The following is a 23,610-nucleotide window of genomic DNA, read 5'->3' on the forward strand; positions in this document are numbered from 1 at the left end:
GCCTGAGGGGCTGCCCGATTCAGCGAACCGGGCAGCCCCTCAGAGTTTGAGCAGAACCTTTTCTTTTAGTCGTTGCCTCGCAGAATCGCGAGCAGTCGCAGGATCTCCACGTAGAGCCAAACCAGCGTCACGGTCAGGCCGAAAGCGGCTGACCAGGAGTACTTCGCCGGTACGCCGTTCTTCACGCCCTGATCGATCGAGGTGAAGTCGAGCATCAATGAGAAAGCTGCCAAGCCGATGGCGAGGATTCCGATGATCACCCCGAGCGGAATGCCGAAGACCTCAACGCTGCGCAGTCCCCAGGGCTGATCGGTGACGTTGAAGATCATCAATCCGAAGTTGACCAGCGAGAAGATCGCATAGCCGCCGAGGGCGATCATGAAGAACTTAGTCGTCTTCGGGGTGGCCCGGAACTTACCGCTTCTGTAGAGCACCAAGGTCAGCGCGAAGACGATCAAGGTGCCGAGCACTGCCTGAATGACGATACCGGAATACAGCCTCTCCAACAGCCCGGAAAGACCACCCAGGAACATGCCCTCGAACAGCGCATAGCTCAGGATCAGAACTTTGGAGGGCTCCCGTTTGAAGGAGTTCACCAGGCCGAGCACCAGGCCCACAATCACTCCGGGCAGCATGAGCACCGGGAAGACCCAGCCCAAGCCGGCTCCGACCAAGACCAGCAGCAGGGTCACGAAGGTCTTGATGATCACATCGTCAACCGTCATCCGCCCCATCTGGGCATTGGACGCCGGCGGCTGGTTGTACATCTGCTGCAACTGATCTGGCGAGTACATCTGCCCGGGCTGAGCATATCCCTGGGCCGGAGCACCCGGATACCCTTGCGGATAAGCCTGCGGCGCTGCACCTTGGTATTGCGGCGGCCGATTGCTGAAGTTCTTATCGTTGGCAAAAACCGGGTTTCCACCGAATGCCATGTTTCGTCCTCTTTTCTTGGGCGAGTGATTAGTCAAGCCTAACAAGTCACACGTTCCAGCCGAGCTGAAAGTTCCTCACAATCAGGTCAAGGTTCCGTAAAAACCGGGGTTCTCGCCCGGCGCACCGCCGAATCAGACCAGCCGGAACCCGCCGTCGCTGGTGAGTACCTGACCGACCATCCAGCGCCCCTCATCACTGACCAGCCAGCAGATCAATCGAGCAGGGTCATCGGGCACACCCAGCCGACCGAAGGGCAACTTGCCAAGGATTTCAGTCAAGCCATCAAGAGGGCGGTCAGAGCTCTCTCGGTCCATATATCCGGTATTCACCGGCCCGGGATTGACTGTATTGAGCAGGATCCCTCGGCTGAGCAGTTCCGCAGCGACAGTGCCGGTCAGCCCAGCGAGCATTGCCTTGGAAGCGGCGTAGGAGACTTCTCCGGGCATTGGTCCGTCCAGCTGACCGGAGGTCAGCCAGATCACCCGAGCGGTCTGGAATTCGTCGAGCCGTTCAAAGGGCTGCCGAACCCCGCGTTCAGTTCGCCGAGCGGGTCGAGGTGCGTACTGCTCGGCGAAATACCTAGTGAGCAGCAGCGTTGAGCGGGCATTGACCTGCCAATGCGTATCAAGGAGTTCCGCGGTCATCTCAAAGATCGAGCCATCGCTGCCGGATCTGGCGTGATTGCAGATCAACACGTCGATCCTACCCAGGGCGGCGACCGCGGTATCGATCAGCTTCTCAGCCGCTCCAGCCTCGGCCAGGTTCACCGAGTTCTCAGCAAAGCTGGCATCCGCTACTTGAGCGGCCCGGAGTTCGGCGGCGAGCGCTGACTGATCGTCGGCTCCCCAGGGGCGTGCGGCGTCGTGCGGGCTGTAATGCTGGATGAATAAATGAGCGCCTTGCTCGGCCAAACGCTTGGCGGTGGCGAATCCGATGCCCTGACGTCGAGACACCCCGGTGATCAAAACGTTCCGCCCTTGCAGGGGCAAAGCTGACTGACGAGCCATTCCCTCACCCTACCAAGGGGCCCGAGCCACGATTGGGGCTAGCCCTCCAAAGGCATTAAGAGCCGCGCCCCGGAACCGTCCTTTCCGAGCTTATCCGCGGGATTGAGCAAGCGGCACCGACTCATCGATAAGCAGCCGCAGCCGATGCAGCCCGCCAGTTCGCTCTCCAGACGTTCGATTTCCTGACGCCGAGCTTCAAGATGCGATCTCCAGTGCCGTGAGATACGGTCCCAATCCCTTTTCTTAGGCACACGATCCCTCGGCAGCTCGGCGAAGAGCTCTGCCACTTCGGCCAACGGAATGCCCAGACGTTTGGCTACCAGCAGCAGAGAGATCCGACGCAACATATGACGCGGGTAGCGACGCTGATTTCCAGAAGTCCGCTCGGCGAAGATCAGCCCTTGGTTCTCGTAGAAATGCAGCGCAGAGACCGAGACCCCGGTGCGCCGGGAGACCTCACCGACGGTCAGCAGATCCTCTGGCCCTAAAGGCATCATGACCCTCCTTCGACCTCAACTTTACTCGAGGTTTCCAGCTCGCGTCGGAGGTCAGAACAGGTGTGAGGCTCCCGACTCCAGTGCTCTGGTCGATAACCTTTTCAGGGCGCCGTCACCACCTTGAGTTCGGGATCGGCGGCTTTGGTCTTCTTCTGGACCAGGGTGGCGGTGAGCAGGAGCAGCAGAGCGATGGCAGCGAGCGCTGCACCGACCAAGCTGGGTGAGCTGACTCCGAAACCCGCGGCGATAGTAAGACCACCCAGATAGGCACCGATGGCATTGCCCAGGTTGAAAGCTGAAATATTCACTCCGGAAGCCAGAGTCGGGGCTTCATGGGCGAAGTTCAGCACCCGGATCTGCATCCCCGGCACAGCCGCGAAACCGACGGTACCCAGCAGGAACAGCACGATGACAGCGGTCCAGGGCAAGTGCAAGGCCGGACTGAAGACCAGCAGAATCAAGGTCAGAGAAGCCAGCAAGATGAAAAGGGTCTTACTGAGCGCCCGATCGGCCGCTCGACCACCCAGGATGTTCCCGACGAAGAGGCCCAGGCCGAAGACGACCAGCATCCACGGAATCGCCCCTTCAGGGAAGCCCGCGATATCGGTCAGCATCGGGGCGATGTAGGTGAAGGTACCGAACATCGCCCCGAACCCGAAGACAGTGATCAAAATCGAGAACCACACCTGAGGATTCCTGAATGCCCTGATCTCATCGCGGAGTTTGCTCGTCCGGCTGGTCTCCACGTTCTTTACCAGGAGACCGATACCGAACAGTGCGATCACACCGATCACCGTGATGCACCAGAAAGTCGATCTCCAACCGAAGCTCTGCCCGATGAAGGTACCAAAGGGCACACCCAGCACATTTGCGGTGGTCAATCCCGCGAACATCAGCGAGACGGCTGCCGCCTTCCGATGAGGCGGCACCATGGTCGCCGCGAGCACCGCACCGACTCCGAAGAATGCACCATGGCAGAGCGCTGCGATCACCCGCCCGATGAACATCACTGTGTAGCTGTCCGCGATCGCCGAGACGAAGTTCCCTACGATGAACAGGCCCATGAGAAGCATCAGTACATGCTTAGGCTTCCGGCCGCTGGCCAATGCGGTAATGAAGACTCCCCCGATGGCCACGCTGATCGCATATCCAGAGACCAGATGGCCCGCGGTTGGAATGTCGACGCCGAAATCTTCGGCCACCTGGGGAAGTAATCCCAGAATGACGAATTCAGTCAGACCTATGCCGAACGATCCAATGGTGAGTGCCAGAAGCCCTATAGGCATGATTTCTCCATGAGTTTTTAGAGTTGAGCGGTTTTTGGTTTCCGCAGGAACAGGCCGATCAGAAGTGCGGTGGCGATGCAGAGCAGGGCATTGATCCCGATGGCGCTGAGCACGCCGCTGAGCACATTGTCAGCGGTGTGACTGCCGTGCACTGCAACAGCAGCGGTGATAATGGTGCTCATCACCGGGATGCCCATCGTAATGCCGACCTGCTGACTCATCGTGGTCAGTCCGGTGGCCAGCCCCTGCTCTTCGTTCGGCAGCCCGGTGGTCGCAGTGACCATGAACCCGACAATGGCAGCCAGGTTGGCGACTCCGCCGATGAAGGTCGAGATCAAAATGATAACGATCGAGGAAGGATTCGTGCCGATCAACAATAAAGACGCCGTTGCCGCCGCCTGCACGGTCATCCCCACGATGATGGTGTTCTTACTGCCGATCTTTCCGATGATCCGGGGCGCCAGGATACCTCCGAGCACGGTGCCGAGGCCCAGTACGGCGAAGGACAGGCCAGCGCCGAGCGGGGTGTAGCCCAGAACTTCCTGCAGATAGAGGGTGAGCACGAACACCAGGGAGGTCTCAGTCGCGAACGCCAGCAGGCCGGCAATATTGCCCCAGCTGATGTTGTTCCGCTTCAGGATGATCACCGGCACCAGGGCGTTAGTGGTTCGTCGTTCGATGAAATAGAAAACCAGCAACAGCACCGCACCGGCCGCCAGCGGGCCCCAGGCGTAGAAATCGCCCCAACCGCTGGCACCCGCGGTGGTGAGCCCGAAGACCAGCAGCAGCAATGCCAGGGTGACGGTGATTGCGCCCGGCAGGTCAAGTTTGGTGCCGGTCTTCTTGGCGGCTTCGGTGAGTGCCTTGGGCGCGAAGATGATCACGAACAGTGCCACCGGGACATTGATGAAGAAAGCCCAGCGCCAGCTCAGCAGATCGGTCAGCAGGCCGCCGAGGATGGCTCCCGCGGTGAATCCCGCTGCCATCAGGGAACCGTTGAGACCGAGCGCCTTATCCCGCAGCTTGCCCTCCGGGAAGGAGGTGGTGAGAAGCGAAAGGGCTGCCGGTGTGACGGCGGCAGTGGCTAGACCTTGGGCGATCCTGGCAATCAGTAGGGTTACCGGTTCGGTGGCCAGCCCACCTGCCAGGGAACCTACTCCCAGCAGCACCATTCCCGAGATGAACAGCCGCTTACGTCCGAAGATGTCGGCTACTCGGCCGAAGAAGAGCGTGAACCCCGCTGCGCAGAGCGCGAAGGCCGTGGCGATCCACTGCAGGTGTTCCAGCGAGAATCCCACCTCGGCTCCGATCCGCGGCAAGGCCACGTTCAAAATCGAGAAGTCCACCGCGAGGGTGAAACTCGCGGTGAGCAGCAAGATCAGGATAAGCCGCTGCTTGCCGGACATCCTGCTGGATTCTGCTGCAGCAGGGGCATCTAGTCTCGAGGAGACATCGTTTTGAGTCATGTCGGTCCCTTTACGTGTTGTGGGCTTGGATAAATCCTTGCTCTAACCGTCTCTCAACTCGCCTCAGTCATCCATGCCGAGCTGTGGGTAGCAATAAGAGTGCTAGGCTCAGGCCTCCCGGCTGGTGGATACTCAATATATGGATGACACAAAAACTATGGGTACCTTTCTACGCAAGCGCCGTGCCTCGCTGACCCCTAAGGACGTCGGTCTGGCTGAATACGGCAGCCGACGGGTTCCCGGTCTCCGGCGTGAAGAGGTGGCCATGATGGCGGGGGTCAGCGTGACCTACTACACCCGTCTCGAACAGGGTCAGCATCTGAACGCCTCCGATTCGGTGATCGATTCCCTGGCCAGGGCCCTGGCTCTGAGCGAAGTCGAACGGCAGCATCTGTACGACCTCGCCGGCACTAAGCGGAAGGGGATCTCCCGGCCCACCTCCAAGCCTGACTTCGCCAGGCCTGGAACCCTCAGGTTGATCGAGAGCATGACCGATGTCCCCGCGCTCTTGCTCGGTAAGCGCTCCGAGGTGCTGGCCTGGAACGAACTGGGACACGCTCTGGTGGGTAGCCATCTTGACTTCGCTGATCCCCAGGAACCGGCCAGCCGTCCAAACCTGACCCGGATGCTGTTCCTGGACCCCCGGACTCGCGACCTGTACCCCCAGTGGAGACTAGAGGCCAGCCGAGCGGTTGCCTCCTTGAGACTGTTGTCTGGCAGATTTTCCAATGACTCCCAGCTAGCGGCGCTCGTCGGGGAACTGACCCTGAAGAGCCCGGAGTTCGCGACCATGTGGTCGGAGCATCCAGTGGACAATTGCATGTCTGGCATGAAGATCCTCAATCATCCTCGGTGCGGACAGCTGGAGCTGGACTATGAAGTCCTTTCGATGCCCGATGATTCGGGGCACCGGCTGCTCACCTATACCGCTGTTGCTGGGAGTTCATCGGAAACTGCACTCAAGGGGCTGCTTTCGGCCTAGGAGACTTCCTCCTGAAGCTGCCTAACGGGTGCGGGAGTCGGCTTTGCGATGCTTCGCGGTCTAGCCCAGCGCCGCATCGCCGGCATCTCCACGAAGGTGTACAGCAACCAGCCACCGAGCAAGGTCAGCAGGAACAAGCCGATAATCGTCAGGATGGCCAGCCAAGTGGGATAGGTTCCATTGCCCATCGCGATCCTGGCGTAGAAGATCGTGACACCTTGGCAGAGGTAGAACCCGAAGCTGATATTGCCCAGGAACTGCATGGGCTTCGACGCCAGCACACCAAGCTTGCCATCGGCATCCCGCCCGGCCGCGACCACGATCAGCAGTGCCAACGGAACCACCATGGCGGCCGTGAAGGAGAAGGTGAAGGGCACCCAGTAGGCCAGCAAGTAACCTCCCAGGCAGAGCAGCAAGGTGACCGGCAGGTTCAGCCGGACCCTGACTCCTTGCATCACCAGGCGAGCCAGAATGCTACCGAGCACGAACTCAAAAAGCCGTGGGACCGGGAAGATATAGCCGAACCAGAACTGCAGGGTGGAGATTGGCGTCAGCGCCGATTTGGGTGAGTCGGAAATCACGAACTGAGTGATCAGCGCCACCGCGAGGATGCCAACCACCATCAGCCCGGCCCAGAGCCAGAGCCGCTGGACCTTGATCTTCTTGACCAGCACGTAGAGCAGCGGGAAGAGCATGTAGAACAGCAATTCACTGCATAGCGTCCAGGACGGCGGATTGACCGCAACATAGATCGAACCGTCGGGAACGAAAGAGTTCAACAGGAAGAGATTACTCAGATACCCTGCCGGAGAGGTGATCGCAGCGGCGAAGAGCACCATTGCGACAATCCACATCACGATGTGGTTGGGGAAGATCTTTACCAACCTGCGGCGCCAGAACGCGGTGTTCTTCTCGCCGTCCTTATAGCTCCAGGCGATCACGAAGCCGGAGAGGATGAAGAAGAAGGAGACCCCCAGATAACCCGCCTTGCTGAAGATGGTCTCCAAGGCTCCTCCGAGTTGGGCATCGGCGAAGGGATTGATTGGGTTGTTCGGCGGTATGGGCGAATTGGAGAGCGTGATGTGGAAGAAGAACACGCTGAGTGCTGCGAAGAACCTCAGCCCGGTGAGGGTTGGCAGCTTAGCAAGACTGGGTGTGGCTGTGCTCATTTCGATCCCCTTGCAGGTTCAATGGAGAGGGAGTGCCGGAAGAAGTTCCGCGGATCCCACTGCGCTTTGGTGTGCTGAAGGCGTGGATAGTTCCCCTTGTAATAGAGGGTTGACCACGGAGTCGACGACTTATTGTGCTTGGCATCGCGCATATCTTTGTCCGGGTAGTTGATGTAGCAGCCATCTGCTGCATCATTCGGCACCGGCACGCCGCCGGTCTGCGCGAACATGCCCTGAAAGGTCTCGCGTTCCCAGCCCTGGTAGTAGGCGTCGTCTTTTTCATCGGCCCAGAAGGTCTGCAGACACATCTTGAAGGCCGAACTGCGTTGTGCATTGGCGGTGGCATTCTCCGCAACGGCGTTGACCGCTCCGCCGAAGGAGAACAGCACCAGCATGGTGTCCGGATTGCTGAAGCCGGGCAGGGTCATCTGACGGTACAGCACATCGACTTGGGCGTCGCTGAAGGACCGCTTGAGGTAGGCGGATTTGTGGACGCCGCGAGAGGTAGGGTTGGTGATCGTCGGATTATTGGTACCCACCAGTTTGGTGGCTTGCAGCCAGGGCAGCTCTCGCGGTTCGGCCAGGCCTGGCATTGCGGGTAGCTCCCCCACCGGCTTGGTCAGGGATTCCGGGCTGAGCCCGGTGCCCGCCAGCAGCGCCCTGTTGTACTCGTCGACCACCTGACGCGCGTGGGGCACCGCAGCATCGATCTGGGTGAAGATGCCCAGACTGCCGTGCGCCTTGTGGCTGACATTGAACAAACTGCTCAGATGTGATTCCGGAGTACCCGGATTCTTGTGGGCTTCGTGCCAGGAACTGAAATTCTTGATGATCTTGCGGAACTTCTCCGGTGTGACGCCGTCCCAAGGGATCGCGTAGGTGGAGACCAGGACCTTTTCTGGCACCTTCGGCAGGAGTTCAGCGGGATCGCTGCCCTGTGCTCCGACTGACTTGAACCAGTATTTGGTCACCACACCGAAGTTGCCGCCGCCACCTCCGGTGTGCGCCCACCACAGGTCTTTGAGCGGCCCGGTGCTGTCTCGGGTGGCCACTACGGCTTTTGCCGTGCCGCGCTGGTCGATAGTGACGACTTCGACGCCGTAGAGATGATCGACCACCAGGCCATAACTGCGGGAGAGCAAACCGTACCCACCACCGGCGATGTGGCCGCCGACGCCGACGCTGTAGCAGATGCCGCCGGGAATGGTGACCCCCCAGTTGTTCGCCAGAGTCTCGTAGACATTGATCAGCCTGGCACCGGGTTCGACGGCGAAGGCCTTCATCTGCGGATCGAAGTAGATCCGGTTCAGCGGGGAGGTATCGAGGATGACCTCGATGGCGGGGTTGCAGACGAAGTCCTCGAAGCAGTGGCCGCCTCCCCTGATCGAGACCCGCTTGTTCCGGTTGACCGCTTCCTGGACGGCGTTGACGGCGTCCTTGGTGTCGGTGATCAGCCGGACGTAATCGGGCGTCGCTTTGAAGCGCTGGTTGTTCCCGGTCCGCAGACCCTGAAACCGAGGATCCCCGGGCACCACTTTGGTGACCATCGAGCCCGTGGAAGGTCTCGGGATGCTGGTAGCGGGTTCTGCCTGAGCCGGGGTTGCCGTGGTCGCGGCGAGCAGTGCGGTGATTCCCCCGGTAGCCAGCAGCCCCCGGCGAGAGAAGTTATCAGAGCTAATCATCGTGGTTATCCCTCTCGTGTGAGATTGGGGTGAAGGGTGATTTTTGCCTTTGGCGCGACGAAGTAGTGTTCAACCGAGTAGGAGATGGTGGCGAAATCGGGTGTTCCGGTGCCGTCGAAATCCGCGCTCACGATCCGGGCGGTGGATTCCTCGGCGACCTTCCACTTGAGGAAGAGCCCGCGCTGCAGGTCAATGGCCTTGTAGTAGATGACTCCTTGCCAAGGATCGGGCCCGCGCAGGCCGATCAGGAACTCGTCATCGCCGTCGCCGTCGAAATCCCGGCACATCACCGAGTGGCCCGGGCCTTCACCGTTCTCGTTCGGATCGCCGTAGGTGTCGAGCAGGAATCTGGTCCAGCCGGGAGTCTCCTTATTCCGAACGTAGACCGCGACCTTATTGCCGTGGAAGGGTTCGATGGCGGCCACATAGGCGAGTGGATCGTCGCCGATTCTGCCGCCGTCGAGATCTCCGCTGCCTTTGAAGGTGGTCTGGGCGAACTGTCCCAGCTCCCCTTCTCCGATATGCTCCCAGGCCCATTGCTGGGTGGCTTCGTTCCAGTAGAGCCAGGTGACGCCCTCATCCGAGGCCATCAGGATCGAGTCGAGGGATGAGCCGGGAATGACGCCTGGTTTTTTGGCCACGCCGTGGATCATCCTGAAATCGCTGTCGGAAATGGTCTCCTTCTGCCACTCCTGATCCGTCTCTGGGTCTTCCGGGGAGGTGAAGAGCACCACGGGGAGCACGGAGTGCACGCTTTCCACTGCGACGATGGGGAATCCCATGATTTGCAAGCGATCGGTACGGGTGAAGTGCCCGATCCGCAAACGGTGCATGCCGGTGGCTCGGCCGACGTATCTGCGCTTCCATCGCTCACCGGCCTTGAGACCTTCCGGACCGGGGTTCTGCAGCCAGTCGATCTTGCCGCCTTCGGGATCGGCGTGATGAATGGTGCCGCCGGGGCCGTACAGCTGATAGCAGACGGCGAGATCGTCTCCGCCGACTCCGGTGATATTGCCGAAGTCCATTCCGACGGGCTCTTTGATCTTGTCGATGACGAGACGCTTTTCCCAGCTCGGGTTTTCATACCAGTAAATCTCGCCCACTTTGAGGCCATAGCCCACAAGGTCTGGGGTGCCGGTACCGGTCACATCCGGCGCCTCGAGCCAGTAGCCGTCTCGAAGATACTCGGTGACGGTGCTCTGAGCGAATTTCGGCAAGGTCAGGTGAGAGATATTGCTCATCGTGTGGTTCTTCCAATCCTTGAGGGGATGACTAAATGACGGAATCAGCGAGCAGTGGCTCGTGCGCTCCGGGAACGAAGGGCCGGGTTGCCGGGCCTAGAGCATAGAAATGGGCAATGGCTTCGACGCTGCGGCGAGCCGCCATCCCGTCACCGTAGGGGTTGAGCGCCGAGGCCATCGCCAAATAAGCCTCCGGGTCGTCCAGCAGGGCGCACACCGCGTTGTGGATCAGGGTGCGTTCCCGCCCCACCAAAGCGGAGCTGCCGGTGAGCAGGGATTCGCTTCGCTCTGATCTATCGCGAAGCACCAGCGTAGGTTTGCCCAAGGCCGGGCCTTCTTCTTCAGCCCCGCTGCTATCCGAGAGCAGGATGTCAGCGTGCTGCAGGAGCTGGCAGAACTCGAGATACGGCAGCGGCTCCACCAGGCTGATATTCGGCACGTGTCGAAGGATCGGGCCCAGCACATCACGCACCTTCGGGTTCAGGTGCAGAGGGACCACGATATGGATATCGTTGCGCTCCGCCAGGGAAGCCAGAGCATGGGCGATCTCGACCATGGGCTGGCCATGACTCTCACGACGGTGCGTAGTCGCCACGATGACCCGTCGTGAGTCACTGGCCAGATTTTGCAGCCGAGGATCGCTGTATTCGGTTTTTACGCTGGTGCCCCACCTCAGGGCATCGACGATGGTGTTCCCGGTGACCACGATGGTGTTTTCCGGAATGCCTTCGCGGATCAGATTTGCTGCGTTGCTCGGTGTGGGGGCCAAGTGAAGCGCCGCGATCTGGCCGACCAACTTACGATTGGCCTCCTCAGGGAAGGGAGAAGCCAGGGAACCGCTGCGCAAGCCGGCTTCCACGTGTATTACCGGAACCTGCGCCTGTGCTCCCGCTATCGCCCCGGCGAGAGTTGTCGCGGTGTCGCCGTGGACTAAGAGCCCGTCAAGGCCTGCGAGGTGATTTCCTACTTCCAGACGTTCCAGAATTCGGTGGGTGATACCCGTTAGCGTCTGGCCCGGAGTCATCACGGCGAGGTCGACGTCGGGGGTAATGCCAAATTCCCCCATGGTCTGATCGAGCATCTCCCGGTGCTGCCCAGTGGAAATAAGACGCAGTTCAAACCGGGGGTCCATCTCCATCTCGCGGATGATGGGGGCAAACTTTATTGCTTCCGGCCGAGTGCCGAAAATAATGCCTATTTTTTTCACTGATTCATCCTTCCTAAGGAGAGTTTTCAGGTGTATCGCGCATAAAAAAACCGAGTGGTGAGCAAAAGCTCGACCACATCGGTGTGGATGGTCTTGCAGGGAAAAAATTCTTATTACTGAGCTCGGTGATATTCGATAGCGAGCCAGACTGAATCGGTCACTGCTTTGTATTGATGCCAGGGATAGCTAAAAGAACCATCCTCGTACTCACAAAAAGGCGAGGGACTGGTGGCTCCGACCGCCATCAGCTGTTCCTCATAGGGAGTCGGGGCGGTGGGATCTTCAAACTTCTGCATTGCGCCTATGCCGCTGATCTGAGTATGCACTTCCAGAAAGTCGTGCTGGTTGTGAATACCGCAGTCAGTTCCAGCGGGGCTGAACCAAAGGTTCAGCTTGATCTGAAAGTATTCTGCGCGCTTGCTCGTGCCGGAGGTTGCCCTATAGGGATCCATCTCCACTTCGGTCACCGCTGTTTGGGGAGACTTGAGCAAAACGGGGATGTTTGCCCCGCCTTGAGCCGAGTCACCATAAAAGTCCACCCACTGGGCCTCACGAAATTCTTGTTCCGAGGTCTTAGGGGAAGGAAGCGCTATTGATAAAGCCAGGTCCGCCGTGAGTTCTGTGTTCTCGACGACGGTCGATTGCCTTGCTGGAAGATATCCTTTGGGACGCCCACCAATAAATGCCGGGGTATCGGAAAGATTGACAATGACAGATTTAGCGGGGATCAAATAATTTTCGACGGCGATCAGCAGATTTCCTGCCAAATGATCCACACCGAAATCTATTGATCGTTCTCTGGTAGTACCACTCATGACTACTCCCGATACAGATCAAACGAATTTAGACATTCCATAAAAGCTTGATATACACCGGAAAACCCGTGAATCCCCCGCGTTCCTGTGTAATTCCTGTGTAGTGGTGAATTTACACAAGATACCATCCCTCTGCCTATCCACGTCAGTGCTAGGCACGGCAGGGGCGGGCAGCTCGACGAGAGATACGGAAAGATTGGAGCATGCTCAAAAGCACCTCCCCCACGCCCGCAGACAGCTCCTTTGGAGCCATCCGCCGCGCCGTTCCGTGGAGTGATCACCTCCTCGAAGATCGTCGAGGAGGGCGAGTGAGCGTAAGGTCATACGGTCACGCGGGACTATCAGGGCCTTGTCTTATTTGGACACATGGTGGAAGTTGGATCCGAGGTTCGGTGGAGCAATGGCATTCCTCCTTCAGCACTCTCGCCCAGCTGCTGGAAGGAACTCTGATCAGCGTCCGCTACAGCCTGGCCCCACAATTCACGCATCCCACCCAGACCTCGGAGCTGCTCACTGCGGTCAACGTGATCAGGGAGTTGAATGCCCCCGAGGTGCCCGTAGTGGTGGGTGGAGACAGCGCCGGAGGGACCATCGCGGCCTCAGCTTCGCTCTGCCGACCGGATCTGATCGACGCAGCAGTGTTGGCTTACCCTCCACTGGACCCCGAATGCAGTAAGCCTTCTTATCAGCAGAGCGGCAGATTTCCGCACCGCGCCGATCTTGTAGCGGCTTGGGAGGCCTATCGGGGAACTGAGCGAGCGCCGCAGATTCCCATCTCCCCCATCCTCTTGCCGGACCTTTCGGCGAGCCCACCGGTCAGCCTTATCGTGGGCGAGAGTGATCCGGTACGAGATGACGTCCGCCGGTATTCCTCGAATCTGAAAGAAGCCGGGGTGACGGTTCGGCTAGCAGAGCTCGGCAACGTCCATCACGGAGATTTCCTTCAATCAACTCCGATCCTGCGCTCCCCCGTGCTGGATTGGGTCGCAGCAGAAACCAATCATTACTTCTCAAAAGGAACCCAAGATGACAGTCTCAATACCTAGAGTCGATGATTCCGCAACCCACATCGGGGCTTTGCGACGGCATTTTGCCGACCTCCGGGACAGCAATCATGGCGGCGCCACCAGCAGACCGGAAAAAGAGCGGCTCTTTCGAGATACCACCGAGTTACTGGCTCCTTATAGCCTGCAAGCCCTGGAAGAGATCAATGACGGCTTGTTACTCGGTCAAGGAACCATCGCGGATAGCGGAGTTGTGCGCGATCAAGAACTGAGCCTGCTGCGGTCCTGGACGCTGAACTGGAACGAGCAAAAAGAACTCAATCTGCCTCCTATCACTCTGCTGGCCTATTACGGAGTGGGCTTTCATCACCCGCACCTGAGGGGTGGCACGGTGCGGGAATGGCCGCTCAATGTTTTCACTGACGAGCAGGCCAAGGCGGAGCTGCCGGTGCTGCGGGCGATCGCGGAGGCAGAACTGCACAATCTGGTTTTCTATGCCGACTACCGCATTGTCCCGGCGACCAGCGCAATTCAGCCTTTGCACGGCACCGGGTTCATCAGGTGAAGCTTTCGATCCTTGACCAGTCCCCGCTGTCCGCTGCGCGGACCAGGCATGAGGCCTTGCGCTCCTCGGTGGACTACGCGGTACTGGCAGAGGAACTGGGTTATGCCCGGGTGTGGTTCGCGGAACATCGCGGACACGCCGCGTTTGCCGGAAATTCGCCCTTGGTCCTAGCTTCAGCGGTGCTCGAGCGAACCCAGCAGATCAAAGTAGGCACCGGTGGCGTACTGATCGGATTCCACAGCCCCAACACCATCGGAGAGGCATTTATAGCGCTCAATAACCTGCACCCCGGCCGAGTGGAGGCCGGCACTGGCAGGGCCAATGCGGAGCAATCTCTCTACTTAGGACACATCGACCAGTTCACCCGGATGATGCGAACAGCCGAAATTCCTTCTTGGGTGCTAGGAACCAGCCCTCGCTCGGCTGAGCTGGCCAATGCGCTGGATGTGGGATTCGTCCACGGGCACTTTTTCAATCCGGGTTCTGCTGAGCAGAGCCTGCTTGCCCTGGACCCTGGAAGGCCACGGATCCTCGGCGTCAGAATCGTCACCGGACCTTCAGCCCAGCAGGCCGAGGACGCCGCCCGGCGATTTCTGAGGTGGCGGTCCAGAAAGGACCTCGGAGTCAATGAGCCACTGCCCCGAGCCACTGATGACCCGGAGAATTTCGACCCCTCCTTAGAAGACCTGATGCAGCGGAATCGGGCGGCCATTGTGACCGGCACACCGGATCGAATCGCCGAGCAACTGCATCAGCTCTCCGAGCGCACCGGCGCGGAAGAAATCATGATCACCCATCCGGAGCCCGCACCCGACGCCGCGAGTTGGGCGCTCAAGGCTCTCGCCGCGGAGCTCTAGTTGGTCTGGGGCATCACCGATGACCGGGTGCGGATGATGGACACCGATTTTGAGCGTGCATCCAGCCACCGCCGGACGATCGACCGAAAACTGATCAACCACAGATAACCCTCCTGCTGCGCGTTCTGCGCAAGAACGGAACAGAGGGCTACTCCCAGAGCATCGCAGATATCCGCAGGCTGTTCTCGGATCATGGTGTGCCGGAACGAATGCTGCAGGAACTACCTCAGGTTCAATAACCTGCTAGTTTTTGGCCTGTTCAAAGGCCTGGATGATCTCAGCTTTGATCCGCCCACGGTTAGCAACCTGATGACCGTTCTGCTGTGCCCAGAGGCGGATCTCCTGCAGGCGCTCCTTGTCGTTGCTGCTGGAACTGCTGGAACTGGTGGAGCTTCCCTTCCGCCGTCCCTGACGCACTCGGCGAGCCTTCTCCAGGTATGGCGCAAGGGTATCCGTCAACTTCTTGGCGTTCTTCGGCGAAAGATCAATCTCATATTCGACGCCGTCAAAGCCGAACCTGACAGTCTGACCGTCTGTCGTTGCTTTACCGGTCAGATCATCAATTAACTCAACAACACGTTTCTGGGCCATACTCACTCCTCATAGATTGATTATTTACCACTCGATACCACCAACGATGTGCCTGGGCAATCTGTTCCGCACAGTTCGCTAGGACGAGAAATAAATCTGCATGGCTCTCATTTCTGGGCCATCCCTAACGAACTCAACGTCACTTAAAACTAAGGGGAGAAATTGGAATCCAGTAGACGGAGAGGTAATAATTCGTATTTACTGGCGTCTCTACTGCGATATAAGCGGGAACTTGCGCGGCGTCTCGGGGATCATAAGTCGGGGTGAGATAGCAATTGATGATCGGGGCACCGCAAGAGCCACGCCAGGTCCCTGGAAATTCGGTCTGAGAGAGGTTTCCTGGAACGACGCTGTGAGTAACGTCCTTGTCGCACACCAGAACCAGCAAGAGCTTTGTGTATTCTGTGGAGTTTTCGAAGAAAAACTTATCCGGACCGCCACCTTGTAGTCGATGACCAGTCCCCCGCGCTTCGATTCTTCGTTCCCGAGCTCAGGGTTTTTTTCCAAAAGATCGCCGCACTCATCAGAGGATGAAAGAGAAAATCAGGGCTCGGCTGCGAGGTCGTAGATTCCGGGGACGTTTTATTTGCTGTCATCGCCGGAGTGAGCGAACCGAAAGAATTCACGATTGGCGTGATACCGCACCCCGGGGCTCCTAGAAAAGTCATTATTATCAGAGGTGCAACCCACTTAGTGTTTTGCCTTTTCTCACTATCTACACCAAGCCCTCGAGTTGGCAATGGACCGACTGAAACTGTCGGGCAACTCCCCGGACGGAAGAACGTGAAAAGAAGCCTCGCCTCACGGCGGAACTCTTCAACGCATTCCTCGGCAACCAGCCCACTCACGATACTGCTTGCGGTTCCGCAGCGAGCGAGTCAGGCAATTCTGGTACCCCAGGTGGGACTCGAACCCACACTGAACAGATTTTAAGTCTGTTGCCTCTGCCGATTGGGCTACTGGGGCGCAGCGTCTAGTCTAACAAGATCCTGCCCTCTACACTTTAGCCATGACTCACCCCTCCGTCTTAATCGAACAGGGGCTGGCTCGTTATGGCTACGAGCCGATGATCGAAGGCATCATCACGCTGCTGCACGGCGAGATCCCGGAGATCGACATCCATACCTTCGCTGGCACCACCGGGTGGAAACCCTATTGGCTGCCTACCTGGGGAGCCAGAGCATGTCTTTATCTGTGGCATGAGGACTGCGTCGAACCGGTCGTAGAGGGCCTCAGTTCAGAGTTCTGGCGGGTGCGCGAAATGTGCGCCAAGGTCTGCCGCTACCGAGAGATCGGTACGGATCAGCTGAGCCCGCTGCTCACCGATCAGGTCCCCCGGGTACGCGCAGCCGCGGCCCGCGCGCTGGGTCAAGTGGGGGAAGCGGAACACGCCAAAGCTCTCAAAGACCTGAAGGACGACGTCGAAGCTCAAGTTCAGCGAGCAGCACAGCAAGCCGTGCAGACACTCGAATCCCGGCTTGAACGCAGCTTTGACTAAAAACAGCCCTGCCGACGAGCCCTAAGGCCAGCTTTCCACCCCAGTGACAAAAACAGTAGGCGCCGCAGCGAACTGCGACGCCTACTGAAAGAGAGTTATTTAGCTTCTGCCGGCTCTTTGCTCTCCGAAGCAGCGACCGGCTTGGCAGCCTCCGGGTTGGCAGCAGCGGCCGGCTTAGGAGCCGGAGTAGCCGCAGCGCGGAAGGCCGCCCGAGGCTGATCCAGATCCATCAGCAAAGCGATATCACGCCCCATGAAGAAGCTCAGAATCCAGTTCCAGATCACCCGGACCTTGCGCTCGAAGGTCGGCATCGCCAAGCCGTGGTAACCACGGTGCATCAGCCAGGCCAGCGGTCCCCGGAAACCGAGTTTGCCAACCTTGGCCACACCCTTCCACAGCCCCAGGCCTGCCACAGCGCCGAGAGTCTTGTGCTTATAGTCCTTGAGCGGCTTATCCCAGCGGGAGGCCCAGAGGTTCTTCGACAACCGCTTGGCCTGACGAATCGCGTGCTGTGCGTTCGGCACGCAGAACCCGCCGACACCGCCGCCGCTGAGGTCAGGTACCGCGGAGACGTCACCAGCGGTCCAGGCGTTTTCCAGGGGACCGAATTCACCGGTGATCCGTAGGTCAGCACCAGCCTTGATCCGACCCCGCTCGTCCAGTGGGAAGTCGGTGTTCTTCGCAGCCGGGTTGGCCTGCACACCGGCGGTCCAGATCAGGGTGTCGGTCTCGAATTCGTCAGCTGCTGACTTATCGGGCATATTGATCAGCTTCAAGCGTCCACCGTCAGCGTCGGCTAGAGAGGTGTTCAGCAGTACCTCGATATTCCGCGAGCGCAAGTGCTCAACGACCCATTCGGCCTGGCTCTCGGTGACCTCGGGCATGATCCGGCCCATCGCCTCGACCAGTACGAAGCGCAGTTCCTCGACGTCGATCCGTGAGTTCTTGGAGGCCACATTGCGGGCCAGGTCCTCGAGCTCGCCGATGGTCTCAACACCCGCGAAGCCGCCCCCGACGACGACGAAGGTCAGCGCGCGCTTGCGCTTCGCCGGATCGGTCTCGGTGGAAGCCAGTTCGATTCGCTCCACCACCTGATTGCGCAGAGTGACAGCTTCCTCGATGGTCTTCAGGCCGATCCCCTGCTCGGCGAGTCCGTTGATCGGGAAGGTGCGGGTGATCGAGCCAGCGGCCATCACGACGTCGAAATACGGGATCTCGAAAGCAGCACCGCCGTCAGCGGGTTCGATCACGGCCTTGCGGCTCTCGTGATCGACCTTGGTGACCTTACCCTGAATGAACTCGGTCTGAGGCAGGTGCTTGCGGAAGGAGACCACGGCATGCCGGGGTTCGATATTGCCGCCTGCCACCTCGGGCAGGAAGGGCTGGTAAGTCATATAGGGCAGCGGATCGACCAGGGTGACGATGCCACCTGATTGAGCGATCTTCTTCTGCAGTTTGAAGGCAACGTAGAGGCCGACGTATCCGCCGCCTACCACGAGCACGCGAGGACGGTCTTCGAGCTTTGGGGTGGTAGCCATGAACCAAGTCTAACGCTCTTTGTGAAAAAATTCACGAAGTATTCTGAGATCGCCGTTCTGTGACGGAGCGACGTCGCAAAACCAGCAGATGAAGGGTCCCGCCGAGCAGCACCAGGACGAGAAGCACCCCGAAACCGATCACGATCGTGGCAGGCAAAGCCGAGTCGAGTTGGGACGGCGGCAGGGCCACCGGAGTAGTGGGTTCCGGCAGCGTCGGGCCCGCGCTGCTGCTCGGGATGGGGCTGGGTTTTGCGGGCGTCGAACTGGGCTGATTGCGCCGATGCACCGTGATCCAGTCTTGCAGGCTCGGCAAGGGGCTGACCGTCACGGGAGCCACATCGGCGTTCACCGCGGCATCTGCATCCAGGACACCCCAACCATAGGTGCTGTTCGGAATCGGACTGCCGGCGGGCTTGGCCGAGCGAAGAATCCGATTGATCACCTGGGCGGCCTTCATCTCCGGGTACTTCGAGCGGATCAGCGCGGCCACTCCGGCGACCAGGGGCGCAGCTCCGCTGCTGCCGCTCCAATTCGCGTAGCCGGCTCCGGGAACCGCGCCCACCAGCGCCTCAGCCGGAGCGGAGACCGCAATGGTGATGCCCTGGGTGGATGAAGTCTGCGAGGAGGTACCGTCCTTCTTCAGCCCGGCGACGGCGACCACGCCCGGAATGGTCGCGGGTGCCCCCACCTGAGTCATTCCGGATTCTCGATTGCCGACCGCTGCGACGATCACCACATCATGAGCCTCCGCATAGAGGAAAGCACTGTCCCAGCTAGCCGGCCAGGCCGGTGAAGTGCTGCTCAAGGACATATTGATCACCTTCGCCCCCTGGTCCACTGCCCAGCGCACCGCTTCCGGAATCTGCTCGTCGATGCTCTTACCGGAAGGGTTGGCGCTGCCCAGCCAAGTGGAGATCGTCAGCAGCTGAGCTTCCGGCGCGACTCCCACCACGCCATCGGGCTTGGGGCTGTCCGCCGGCTTACCGCCGTGACCTCTTCCAGCTAGCAGGGAGGCCACCAGGGTGCCATGCACCGGTTCCTCGCCGATTCCCTTCTGGCCGTCGGCATCGCCGGCCCCGGAGACATCGGTGCCTCCCACCACGGCCCCTTGGAGATCCGGGTGAGAGCCATCCACGCCGCTGTCGATGATGGCGACCTTGACTCCGGCTCCCTTCGTGCTCTCCCAAGCCTTCGCAATGCCGTATTCCTCGAGCCAGTACTCCCCGTTTCGCATCCCGTCAGCAATCGCCGTGACGGGGCTCAGCAGGCTCAGCAAAGTCAGCCCCGGCACCGCTAGTGCGATAGCGGCGAGGCCGTGTCTTCGAGCGATTCGGACCATAGGGTTTTGAATGCCTTCGGGTAGACGATGCTGTCTGGGCTGGTGCAGGGGCGGAACTATTTTAAAGACAACGCAATGCCATCAAGAATATCGTGTTCGCTCGTGGTGGCAGTGCTCAGCGCTCCCGCACTGAGCTCTGCCAGGCTTTCCAGAATGGTTCTCCAGAGCAATGCACCGGCACCGATGACATCGACTCGCCCCGGATGCATATACGGCAGTGCGGCTCTCTCGGCTTTGCTCATCGCAGTCAATGACGCCGCGGCACGGCTCAGCTCCTGGAAGCTGAGCGAGGATCCATTGATGGCTTGGGCTTGATAATCCGGCAGCTCGAGGGCGTGAGCGGTCACCGTGGTGATGGTTCCGGCGACTCCGATCACCCGGCGCACCTGGGCCAGTGGAATCTGCTCAGCCACCTCGGCAATAATGCGCGCTGCCTCTGCTCTTGCCGCGGCAACCTCCGCTTCGAGGGGCGGATCCGAGTGCAGATAACGCTCGGTGAACCGGACGCAGCCCATATTGACGCTACGGGCAGCGGCCACCCGGCCACCGGCGCCGATCACGAACTCCGTACTGCCCCCGCCGAGATCGACCACGAGCACGGACTGGGCTGCGGCGTCGGGCAGCACGCTGACTGCCCCGGCGAAGGACAGCTCCGCTTCCTCAGACCCGGGCACCACATCGGGCGCGACCCCCAAGCGATGCTTGATTCCAGCAATGAAGATCTCCCGGTTTTCGGCGTCCCTGGTCGCTGAAGTGGCGACGAAGCGCACGGCTTCGACGTCGTGCTGGCTGATCAGCGAGGCATAGTCGTCAACGGCGGCAAAGGTGCGTTCCAAGGCTTCCTCGGCGAAGGCACCGTTGGCGTCCACCCCCTGCCCCAAACGAACGACCCGCATTTCCCGGTGCAGATCGCTCAGTCGCACGCTGCCATCGGCCTCAGCGGAGAGATCTGCGATCAACAAGCGGATCGAATTCGTGCCGCAGTCAATGGCAGCTACTCGTTTCATGCTTCCTCCGCCTCGACCTGCGCGAGCTCGTCCTGTTTCTGCTGCTCGAGCCGCTTGACATGCCGGCTGAGATCCTTGGTGGGCACCGGGGCTTCGGCGTCCCAGGCTCCTACACAGTAACAGCGCTCCGCCGTCCACCAGGGGGCGATCAGTTCGAGCGTCTCATCGCCCAAGAGATTCACCCCGGGGCCAGCGGCGAGTGTATGCCCGGTCAGCACGTGCAAGCATTTCACTCGCTGTGGCATGCCCCCCGCGGAGATCCCGTCGATTTCAGGGACTTCGCCGACGCCGGAGAGCTCGCCGATCTCCTGGCGCGCCGCCAGATATGCCAGATGCGCTCGTTCGTGCGCAGCGGCGAGTACGGCGTCCTGGGCCAGTCGTTCGTTCATCTGAGTCATCACACCATCGGCTTCCAAGCGGGAGACCGCCGCGGTGATCACCGGATGCGTTAGATAGAAAGTGGTGGGAAAGGGAATCCCATTGCTCAACCGAGGCGCGGTGGCGGCCACCAGCGGATTGCCACAAACACAGCGGGCGGGAATCGTCACGACGTCACGCACCGGACGTCCTAGCTGCAAACTCAGAGTATCGAGGTCGTGGGCGCTCGGCTTCTCCTGGATTGATCTGTCGGCGCTGCTCACTCGACTACTCCTCAGCGTGGGTTCATAGATGGTGTTACTCGGTGGCGGATCTCAGGATTGACTGCCAGAGACCATCGACCCAGGGCAGCGAATCCGGATTGGCACTCGTCCCCGCTTCCTGCGGCGCGGCCGGAGTGCTCGATCCGCCGTAAACCCAGTAACCGGTCTCACCGGGCATCATCATATTAACCCGATCCCGGGCCTGTTGTTTCACATAGGCCGGATCATTCCAGCGGGAGATCTGGTTCTGCAGGTCCTTCTGCTGCTCCTGCTCAGCGACGATATCTGCCTTCAAGGAGGCGATATTCGAACGTTGTTGAAGGTAGGTGTTCAGCGTGGGGGTGAGCATCACGGCGATGGCGATCACCACGACGACCAGTGCGATCAGCCGCCCGGAAAAGGACTTCGCAGGAACCGGAGCGCTCGGCGTGCTTCGCTCCACCGAGGATCTGACGGCGCTCGGTGCGGGCTTGCTACCAGCGGACCTGTCTTGTGGTCTCACCGGAGCAGCTTTGGAGCGGCCGAGGTTTGCCCTCGCACCATTGGCTTTCAAACCACTGGCCCTCGTACCGTTGGTTCGGGCGCTGCCCGAAGCACGCTGGGCTTTGGTCGCCGATCTGCCAGGAGCGACTCTGGGTTCCGAGATCGCAGGAGCCTTCGGAACCGGGTTCGGCGAGCTGTCCGTTTCGGCCGGTCGAGAGGCGCGTGGCACCTTGGGACGACGAGTGGCCATGGAAAAACCTTCTTCGGCAGAGCGTTGGGCTGGCTAGACCTTTTTAGCATAGCCAGCCCAAGCGCTTAGTTAGCCGAGAAACGCGGGAAAGCGCTCCGACCGGCGTAGCGAGCGGCGTCGTCGAGATCTTCTTCGATGCGCAGCAGCTGGTTGTATTTGGCGACCCGCTCTGAGCGTGCCGGAGCGCCGGTCTTGATCTGACCAGCGTTGGTGGCCACCGCGATATCCGCGATCGTGGTGTCTTCGGTCTCACCGGAGCGGTGCGAGGTGATCGTGGTGTAACGGCTGCGCTGAGCCAGCGAAACCGCGTCCAGGGTCTCGGTGAGCGAACCGATCTGATTGACCTTAACCAGCAGCGAATTAGCGGCTCCGGAGTCGATGCCGCGCTGCAGGCGCTCAGGGTTGGTGACGAAGAGATCGTCGCCGACGATCTGAACCTTATCGCCGATCGCGGCGGTCAGCGTCTTCCAGCCTTCCCAGTCCTCTTCATCGAGCGGATCTTCGATGGAGACCAACGGGTAGTCTCGCACGAGTTCCTCGTAGTAAGCGCTCATCTGCTCAGCGGATTTGGCCTGCCCCTCGAACTGGTAGGCGCCGTCCTTGAAGAACTCGCTGGAAGCGACGTCGAGTGCCAGCGCGATGTCCTTGCCCGGGGTGTAACCGGCGCGCTTGATCGCTTCGGTGATCAAGTCCAGGGCAGCGCGGTTGGAGGGCAGGTTCGGCGCGAAACCACCCTCGTCACCCAGGCCGGTAGCCAAGCCCTTTTCATGCAGCACCTTCTTGAGTTCGTGGTAAACCTCAACACCCCAGCGCAGGCCCTCGGAGAAGCTGCTGGCACCCAGCGGCACCACCATGAACTCCTGGATATCGACGTCGGAATCAGCGTGCGAGCCTCCGTTCAGGATGTTCATCAACGGCACCGGCAGCACATGGGCGTTCGGGCCGCCCAGGTAGCGGTAGAGCGGCAGATCAGCGGAATCGGCAGCGGCATTGGCCACCGCGAGGGAGACGCCAAGGATCGCATTAGCGCCGAGCTTTCCCTTATTGGGAGTGCCATCGAGATCGATCATGGTCTGGTCGATCAGCCGCTGGTCAGTGGCATCGAAGCCCAGCAGCGCGGGAGCGATCACATCGATCACGGCGGCAACCGCCTGCTCGACGCCTTTGCCCAGGTAACGTGCCTTATCCCCGTCTCGCTTCTCGACGGCTTCAAAGGCACCGGTGGATGCACCGGAGGGAACTGCTGCCCGGCCCACTGAACCGTCGTCCAGTCCGACCTCAACCTCGACCGTGGGATTGCCACGGGAATCCAGAATTTCGCGTGCATGAATGGCATCAATAATGGCCATGGAGTGCTCCTTGAGCTTTCAGGGTGTGCAGACGTGCTGCGCCGTCTGCACGGCGAACAAACATATCTCTCTAAGCCTATAGCCCGAGGGGCCTCAACCGAACTTGTGAGCGTGGGCCACTTACCCCTCCCCACTGAAACAGGGTTTCGGTGGGCTAGACCGTCCCTCCCCACTGAAACAGTGGTTTCACTGGGAAGGAA

Annotated in this window: 23 protein-coding genes and 1 tRNA gene; 6 read left to right on the forward strand and 18 right to left on the reverse strand. The window is 60.0% G+C overall.

The window, feature by feature from the left end; translation table 11 throughout:
- Positions 1–65: 65 nt before the first annotated feature.
- The 5 genes from ABDK06_RS12635 to ABDK06_RS12655 form a co-directional block, all read right to left on the reverse strand.
- The gene (locus ABDK06_RS12635) at positions 66–935 is read right to left on the reverse strand and encodes a Bax inhibitor-1/YccA family protein (protein WP_394941550.1); all 870 of its coding nucleotides are present in this window, start codon (positions 933–935) and stop codon (positions 66–68) included.
- A 132-nt stretch (positions 936–1,067) separates the two neighbouring features.
- The gene (locus tag ABDK06_RS12640; protein WP_394941552.1) at positions 1,068–1,943 is read right to left on the reverse strand and encodes an SDR family oxidoreductase; all 876 of its coding nucleotides are present in this window, start codon (positions 1,941–1,943) and stop codon (positions 1,068–1,070) included.
- Positions 1,944–1,981: 38 nt separating this feature from the next.
- A complete protein-coding gene (gene soxR / locus ABDK06_RS12645) occupies positions 1,982–2,437 on the reverse strand; it encodes a redox-sensitive transcriptional activator SoxR (protein WP_394941942.1) in 456 nt (151 codons plus the stop codon).
- A gap of 104 nt (positions 2,438–2,541) precedes the next feature.
- Complete coding sequence (locus ABDK06_RS12650) at positions 2,542–3,726, reverse strand: MFS transporter (RefSeq protein ID WP_394941554.1); 1,185 nt, start codon at positions 3,724–3,726, stop codon at positions 2,542–2,544.
- 17 nt (positions 3,727–3,743) lie between these two features.
- On the reverse strand, positions 3,744–5,192 hold the full coding sequence (locus ABDK06_RS12655) for an MFS transporter (RefSeq protein WP_394941556.1): 1,449 nt from the start codon (positions 5,190–5,192) through the stop codon (positions 3,744–3,746).
- A gap of 157 nt (positions 5,193–5,349) precedes the next feature.
- Between ABDK06_RS12655 and ABDK06_RS12660 the strand changes: the two genes are divergently transcribed.
- Positions 5,350–6,174, forward strand: coding sequence for a helix-turn-helix transcriptional regulator (locus ABDK06_RS12660; RefSeq protein ID WP_394941558.1), 825 nt, complete (start codon positions 5,350–5,352; stop codon positions 6,172–6,174).
- On the opposite strand, the gene ABDK06_RS12665 is transcribed toward ABDK06_RS12660, so the two are convergent.
- The 5 genes from ABDK06_RS12665 to ABDK06_RS12685 all read right to left on the reverse strand — a co-directional run bounded on the left by ABDK06_RS12665 (position 6,171) and on the right by ABDK06_RS12685 (position 12,249).
- Positions 6,171–7,343: an acyltransferase family protein gene (locus ABDK06_RS12665; RefSeq protein ID WP_394941560.1), complete on the reverse strand. Its 1,173-nt coding sequence runs from the start codon at positions 7,341–7,343 to the stop codon at positions 6,171–6,173. The genes ABDK06_RS12660 and ABDK06_RS12665 overlap by 4 nt on opposite strands.
- On the reverse strand, positions 7,340–9,025 hold the full coding sequence (locus tag ABDK06_RS12670) for an FAD-binding oxidoreductase (RefSeq protein ID WP_394941562.1): 1,686 nt from the start codon (positions 9,023–9,025) through the stop codon (positions 7,340–7,342). Before ABDK06_RS12670 ends, ABDK06_RS12665 begins: the two co-directional genes overlap by 4 nt.
- A 5-nt stretch (positions 9,026–9,030) precedes the next feature.
- On the reverse strand, positions 9,031–10,266 hold the full coding sequence (locus tag ABDK06_RS12675; RefSeq protein WP_394941564.1) for a VCBS repeat-containing protein: 1,236 nt from the start codon (positions 10,264–10,266) through the stop codon (positions 9,031–9,033).
- Positions 10,267–10,297: 31 nt separating this feature from the next.
- Complete coding sequence (wecB, locus tag ABDK06_RS12680) at positions 10,298–11,473, reverse strand: non-hydrolyzing UDP-N-acetylglucosamine 2-epimerase (protein WP_394941566.1); 1,176 nt, start codon at positions 11,471–11,473, stop codon at positions 10,298–10,300.
- A 113-nt stretch (positions 11,474–11,586) separates the two neighbouring features.
- Positions 11,587–12,249: a hypothetical protein gene (locus ABDK06_RS12685; protein WP_394941568.1), complete on the reverse strand. Its 663-nt coding sequence runs from the start codon at positions 12,247–12,249 to the stop codon at positions 11,587–11,589.
- A gap of 242 nt (positions 12,250–12,491) precedes the next feature.
- Here ABDK06_RS12685 and ABDK06_RS12690 point away from each other — a divergent pair, with 242 nt between their 5' ends.
- The 3 genes from ABDK06_RS12690 to ABDK06_RS12700 are packed head-to-tail and all read left to right on the forward strand — an operon-like array spanning position 12,492 to position 14,714.
- Positions 12,492–13,334: an alpha/beta hydrolase gene (locus ABDK06_RS12690; RefSeq protein WP_394941570.1), complete on the forward strand. Its 843-nt coding sequence runs from the start codon at positions 12,492–12,494 to the stop codon at positions 13,332–13,334.
- On the forward strand, positions 13,315–13,857 hold the full coding sequence (locus tag ABDK06_RS12695; RefSeq protein WP_394941572.1) for a hypothetical protein: 543 nt from the start codon (positions 13,315–13,317) through the stop codon (positions 13,855–13,857). The genes ABDK06_RS12690 and ABDK06_RS12695 overlap by 20 nt, the downstream gene beginning before the upstream one ends.
- Positions 13,854–14,714, forward strand: a complete 861-nt coding sequence (locus ABDK06_RS12700) for an LLM class flavin-dependent oxidoreductase (RefSeq protein ID WP_394941574.1) — start codon at positions 13,854–13,856, stop codon at positions 14,712–14,714. Before ABDK06_RS12695 ends, ABDK06_RS12700 begins: the two co-directional genes overlap by 4 nt.
- A gap of 243 nt (positions 14,715–14,957) precedes the next feature.
- Here the strand turns inward: ABDK06_RS12700 and ABDK06_RS12705 are convergent, their stop codons facing one another.
- Both ABDK06_RS12705 and ABDK06_RS12710 read right to left on the reverse strand, forming a co-directional pair.
- Positions 14,958–15,305 (reverse strand): histone-like nucleoid-structuring protein Lsr2, encoded by a 348-nt coding sequence (locus ABDK06_RS12705; protein WP_394941576.1) that lies wholly within the window; start codon positions 15,303–15,305, stop codon positions 14,958–14,960.
- An 889-nt stretch (positions 15,306–16,194) separates the two neighbouring features.
- Positions 16,195–16,271 (reverse strand) — tRNA-Leu (locus tag ABDK06_RS12710).
- 43 nt (positions 16,272–16,314) lie between these two features.
- On the opposite strand from ABDK06_RS12710, the gene ABDK06_RS12715 reads away from it, so the two are divergent.
- A complete protein-coding gene (locus tag ABDK06_RS12715) occupies positions 16,315–16,803 on the forward strand; it encodes a HEAT repeat domain-containing protein (RefSeq protein WP_394941578.1) in 489 nt (162 codons plus the stop codon).
- 95 nt (positions 16,804–16,898) lie between these two features.
- On the opposite strand, the gene ABDK06_RS12720 is transcribed toward ABDK06_RS12715, so the two are convergent.
- The 5 genes from ABDK06_RS12720 to ABDK06_RS12740 are packed head-to-tail and all read right to left on the reverse strand — an operon-like array spanning position 16,899 to position 21,695.
- On the reverse strand, positions 16,899–18,341 hold the full coding sequence (locus tag ABDK06_RS12720; RefSeq protein ID WP_394941580.1) for an NAD(P)/FAD-dependent oxidoreductase: 1,443 nt from the start codon (positions 18,339–18,341) through the stop codon (positions 16,899–16,901).
- 31 nt (positions 18,342–18,372) lie between these two features.
- Positions 18,373–19,680, reverse strand: a complete 1,308-nt coding sequence (locus tag ABDK06_RS12725) for a S8 family peptidase (protein WP_394941582.1) — start codon at positions 19,678–19,680, stop codon at positions 18,373–18,375.
- A gap of 56 nt (positions 19,681–19,736) precedes the next feature.
- Entirely contained in the window at positions 19,737–20,687 is a 951-nt protein-coding gene (locus tag ABDK06_RS12730; RefSeq protein WP_394941584.1) for a Ppx/GppA phosphatase family protein, read from the reverse strand.
- A complete protein-coding gene (locus tag ABDK06_RS12735; protein WP_394941586.1) occupies positions 20,684–21,328 on the reverse strand; it encodes a DUF501 domain-containing protein in 645 nt (214 codons plus the stop codon). Before ABDK06_RS12735 ends, ABDK06_RS12730 begins: the two co-directional genes overlap by 4 nt.
- A gap of 34 nt (positions 21,329–21,362) precedes the next feature.
- Complete coding sequence (locus ABDK06_RS12740) at positions 21,363–21,695, reverse strand: FtsB family cell division protein (RefSeq protein WP_394941588.1); 333 nt, start codon at positions 21,693–21,695, stop codon at positions 21,363–21,365.
- Here ABDK06_RS12740 and ABDK06_RS12745 point away from each other — a divergent pair.
- Positions 21,685–22,098 carry a hypothetical protein gene (locus tag ABDK06_RS12745; protein ID WP_394941590.1) on the forward strand — a complete coding sequence of 138 codons (414 nt, stop codon included), beginning with the start codon at positions 21,685–21,687 and terminating at the stop codon, positions 22,096–22,098. The genes ABDK06_RS12740 and ABDK06_RS12745 overlap by 11 nt on opposite strands.
- A gap of 28 nt (positions 22,099–22,126) precedes the next feature.
- Here the strand turns inward: ABDK06_RS12745 and eno are convergent, their stop codons facing one another.
- Positions 22,127–23,410 carry a phosphopyruvate hydratase gene (gene eno / locus ABDK06_RS12750; protein WP_394941592.1) on the reverse strand — a complete coding sequence of 428 codons (1,284 nt, stop codon included), beginning with the start codon at positions 23,408–23,410 and terminating at the stop codon, positions 22,127–22,129.
- Positions 23,411–23,610: the final 200 nt, after the last annotated feature.

This window comes from Psychromicrobium ferritrahens, from assembly GCF_043789415.1.
Classification (GTDB): Bacteria; Actinomycetota; Actinomycetes; order Actinomycetales; family Micrococcaceae; genus Renibacterium.

What these genes read in the sequence shown, in the direction of transcription:
- ABDK06_RS12660 (WP_394941558.1), top strand. Translation starts at nt 5,350, where the DNA reads ATGGGTACCTTTCTACGCAAGCGCCGTGCCTCGCTGACCCCTAAGGAC.
- soxR (WP_394941942.1), bottom strand. Translation starts at nt 2,437, where the DNA reads ATGCCTTTAGGGCCAGAGGATCTGCTGACCGTCGGTGAGGTCTCCCGG.
- ABDK06_RS12745 (WP_394941590.1), top strand. Translation starts at nt 21,685, where the DNA reads ATGGCGATCACCACGACGACCAGTGCGATCAGCCGCCCGGAAAAGGAC.
- ABDK06_RS12650 (WP_394941554.1), bottom strand. Translation starts at nt 3,726, where the DNA reads ATGCCTATAGGGCTTCTGGCACTCACCATTGGATCGTTCGGCATAGGT.
- ABDK06_RS12720 (WP_394941580.1), bottom strand. Translation starts at nt 18,341, where the DNA reads ATGGCTACCACCCCAAAGCTCGAAGACCGTCCTCGCGTGCTCGTGGTA.
- ABDK06_RS12665 (WP_394941560.1), bottom strand. Translation starts at nt 7,343, where the DNA reads ATGAGCACAGCCACACCCAGTCTTGCTAAGCTGCCAACCCTCACCGGG.
- ABDK06_RS12670 (WP_394941562.1), bottom strand. Translation starts at nt 9,025, where the DNA reads ATGATTAGCTCTGATAACTTCTCTCGCCGGGGGCTGCTGGCTACCGGG.
- ABDK06_RS12635 (WP_394941550.1), bottom strand. Translation starts at nt 935, where the DNA reads ATGGCATTCGGTGGAAACCCGGTTTTTGCCAACGATAAGAACTTCAGC.
- ABDK06_RS12675 (WP_394941564.1), bottom strand. Translation starts at nt 10,266, where the DNA reads ATGAGCAATATCTCTCACCTGACCTTGCCGAAATTCGCTCAGAGCACC.
- ABDK06_RS12715 (WP_394941578.1), top strand. Translation starts at nt 16,315, where the DNA reads ATGACTCACCCCTCCGTCTTAATCGAACAGGGGCTGGCTCGTTATGGC.
- ABDK06_RS12690 (WP_394941570.1), top strand. Translation starts at nt 12,492, where the DNA reads ATGCTCAAAAGCACCTCCCCCACGCCCGCAGACAGCTCCTTTGGAGCC.
- ABDK06_RS12705 (WP_394941576.1), bottom strand. Translation starts at nt 15,305, where the DNA reads ATGGCCCAGAAACGTGTTGTTGAGTTAATTGATGATCTGACCGGTAAA.
- ABDK06_RS12725 (WP_394941582.1), bottom strand. Translation starts at nt 19,680, where the DNA reads ATGGTCCGAATCGCTCGAAGACACGGCCTCGCCGCTATCGCACTAGCG.
- ABDK06_RS12730 (WP_394941584.1), bottom strand. Translation starts at nt 20,687, where the DNA reads ATGAAACGAGTAGCTGCCATTGACTGCGGCACGAATTCGATCCGCTTG.
- ABDK06_RS12655 (WP_394941556.1), bottom strand. Translation starts at nt 5,192, where the DNA reads ATGACTCAAAACGATGTCTCCTCGAGACTAGATGCCCCTGCTGCAGCA.
- ABDK06_RS12695 (WP_394941572.1), top strand. Translation starts at nt 13,315, where the DNA reads ATGACAGTCTCAATACCTAGAGTCGATGATTCCGCAACCCACATCGGG.
- eno (WP_394941592.1), bottom strand. Translation starts at nt 23,410, where the DNA reads ATGGCCATTATTGATGCCATTCATGCACGCGAAATTCTGGATTCCCGT.
- ABDK06_RS12640 (WP_394941552.1), bottom strand. Translation starts at nt 1,943, where the DNA reads ATGGCTCGTCAGTCAGCTTTGCCCCTGCAAGGGCGGAACGTTTTGATC.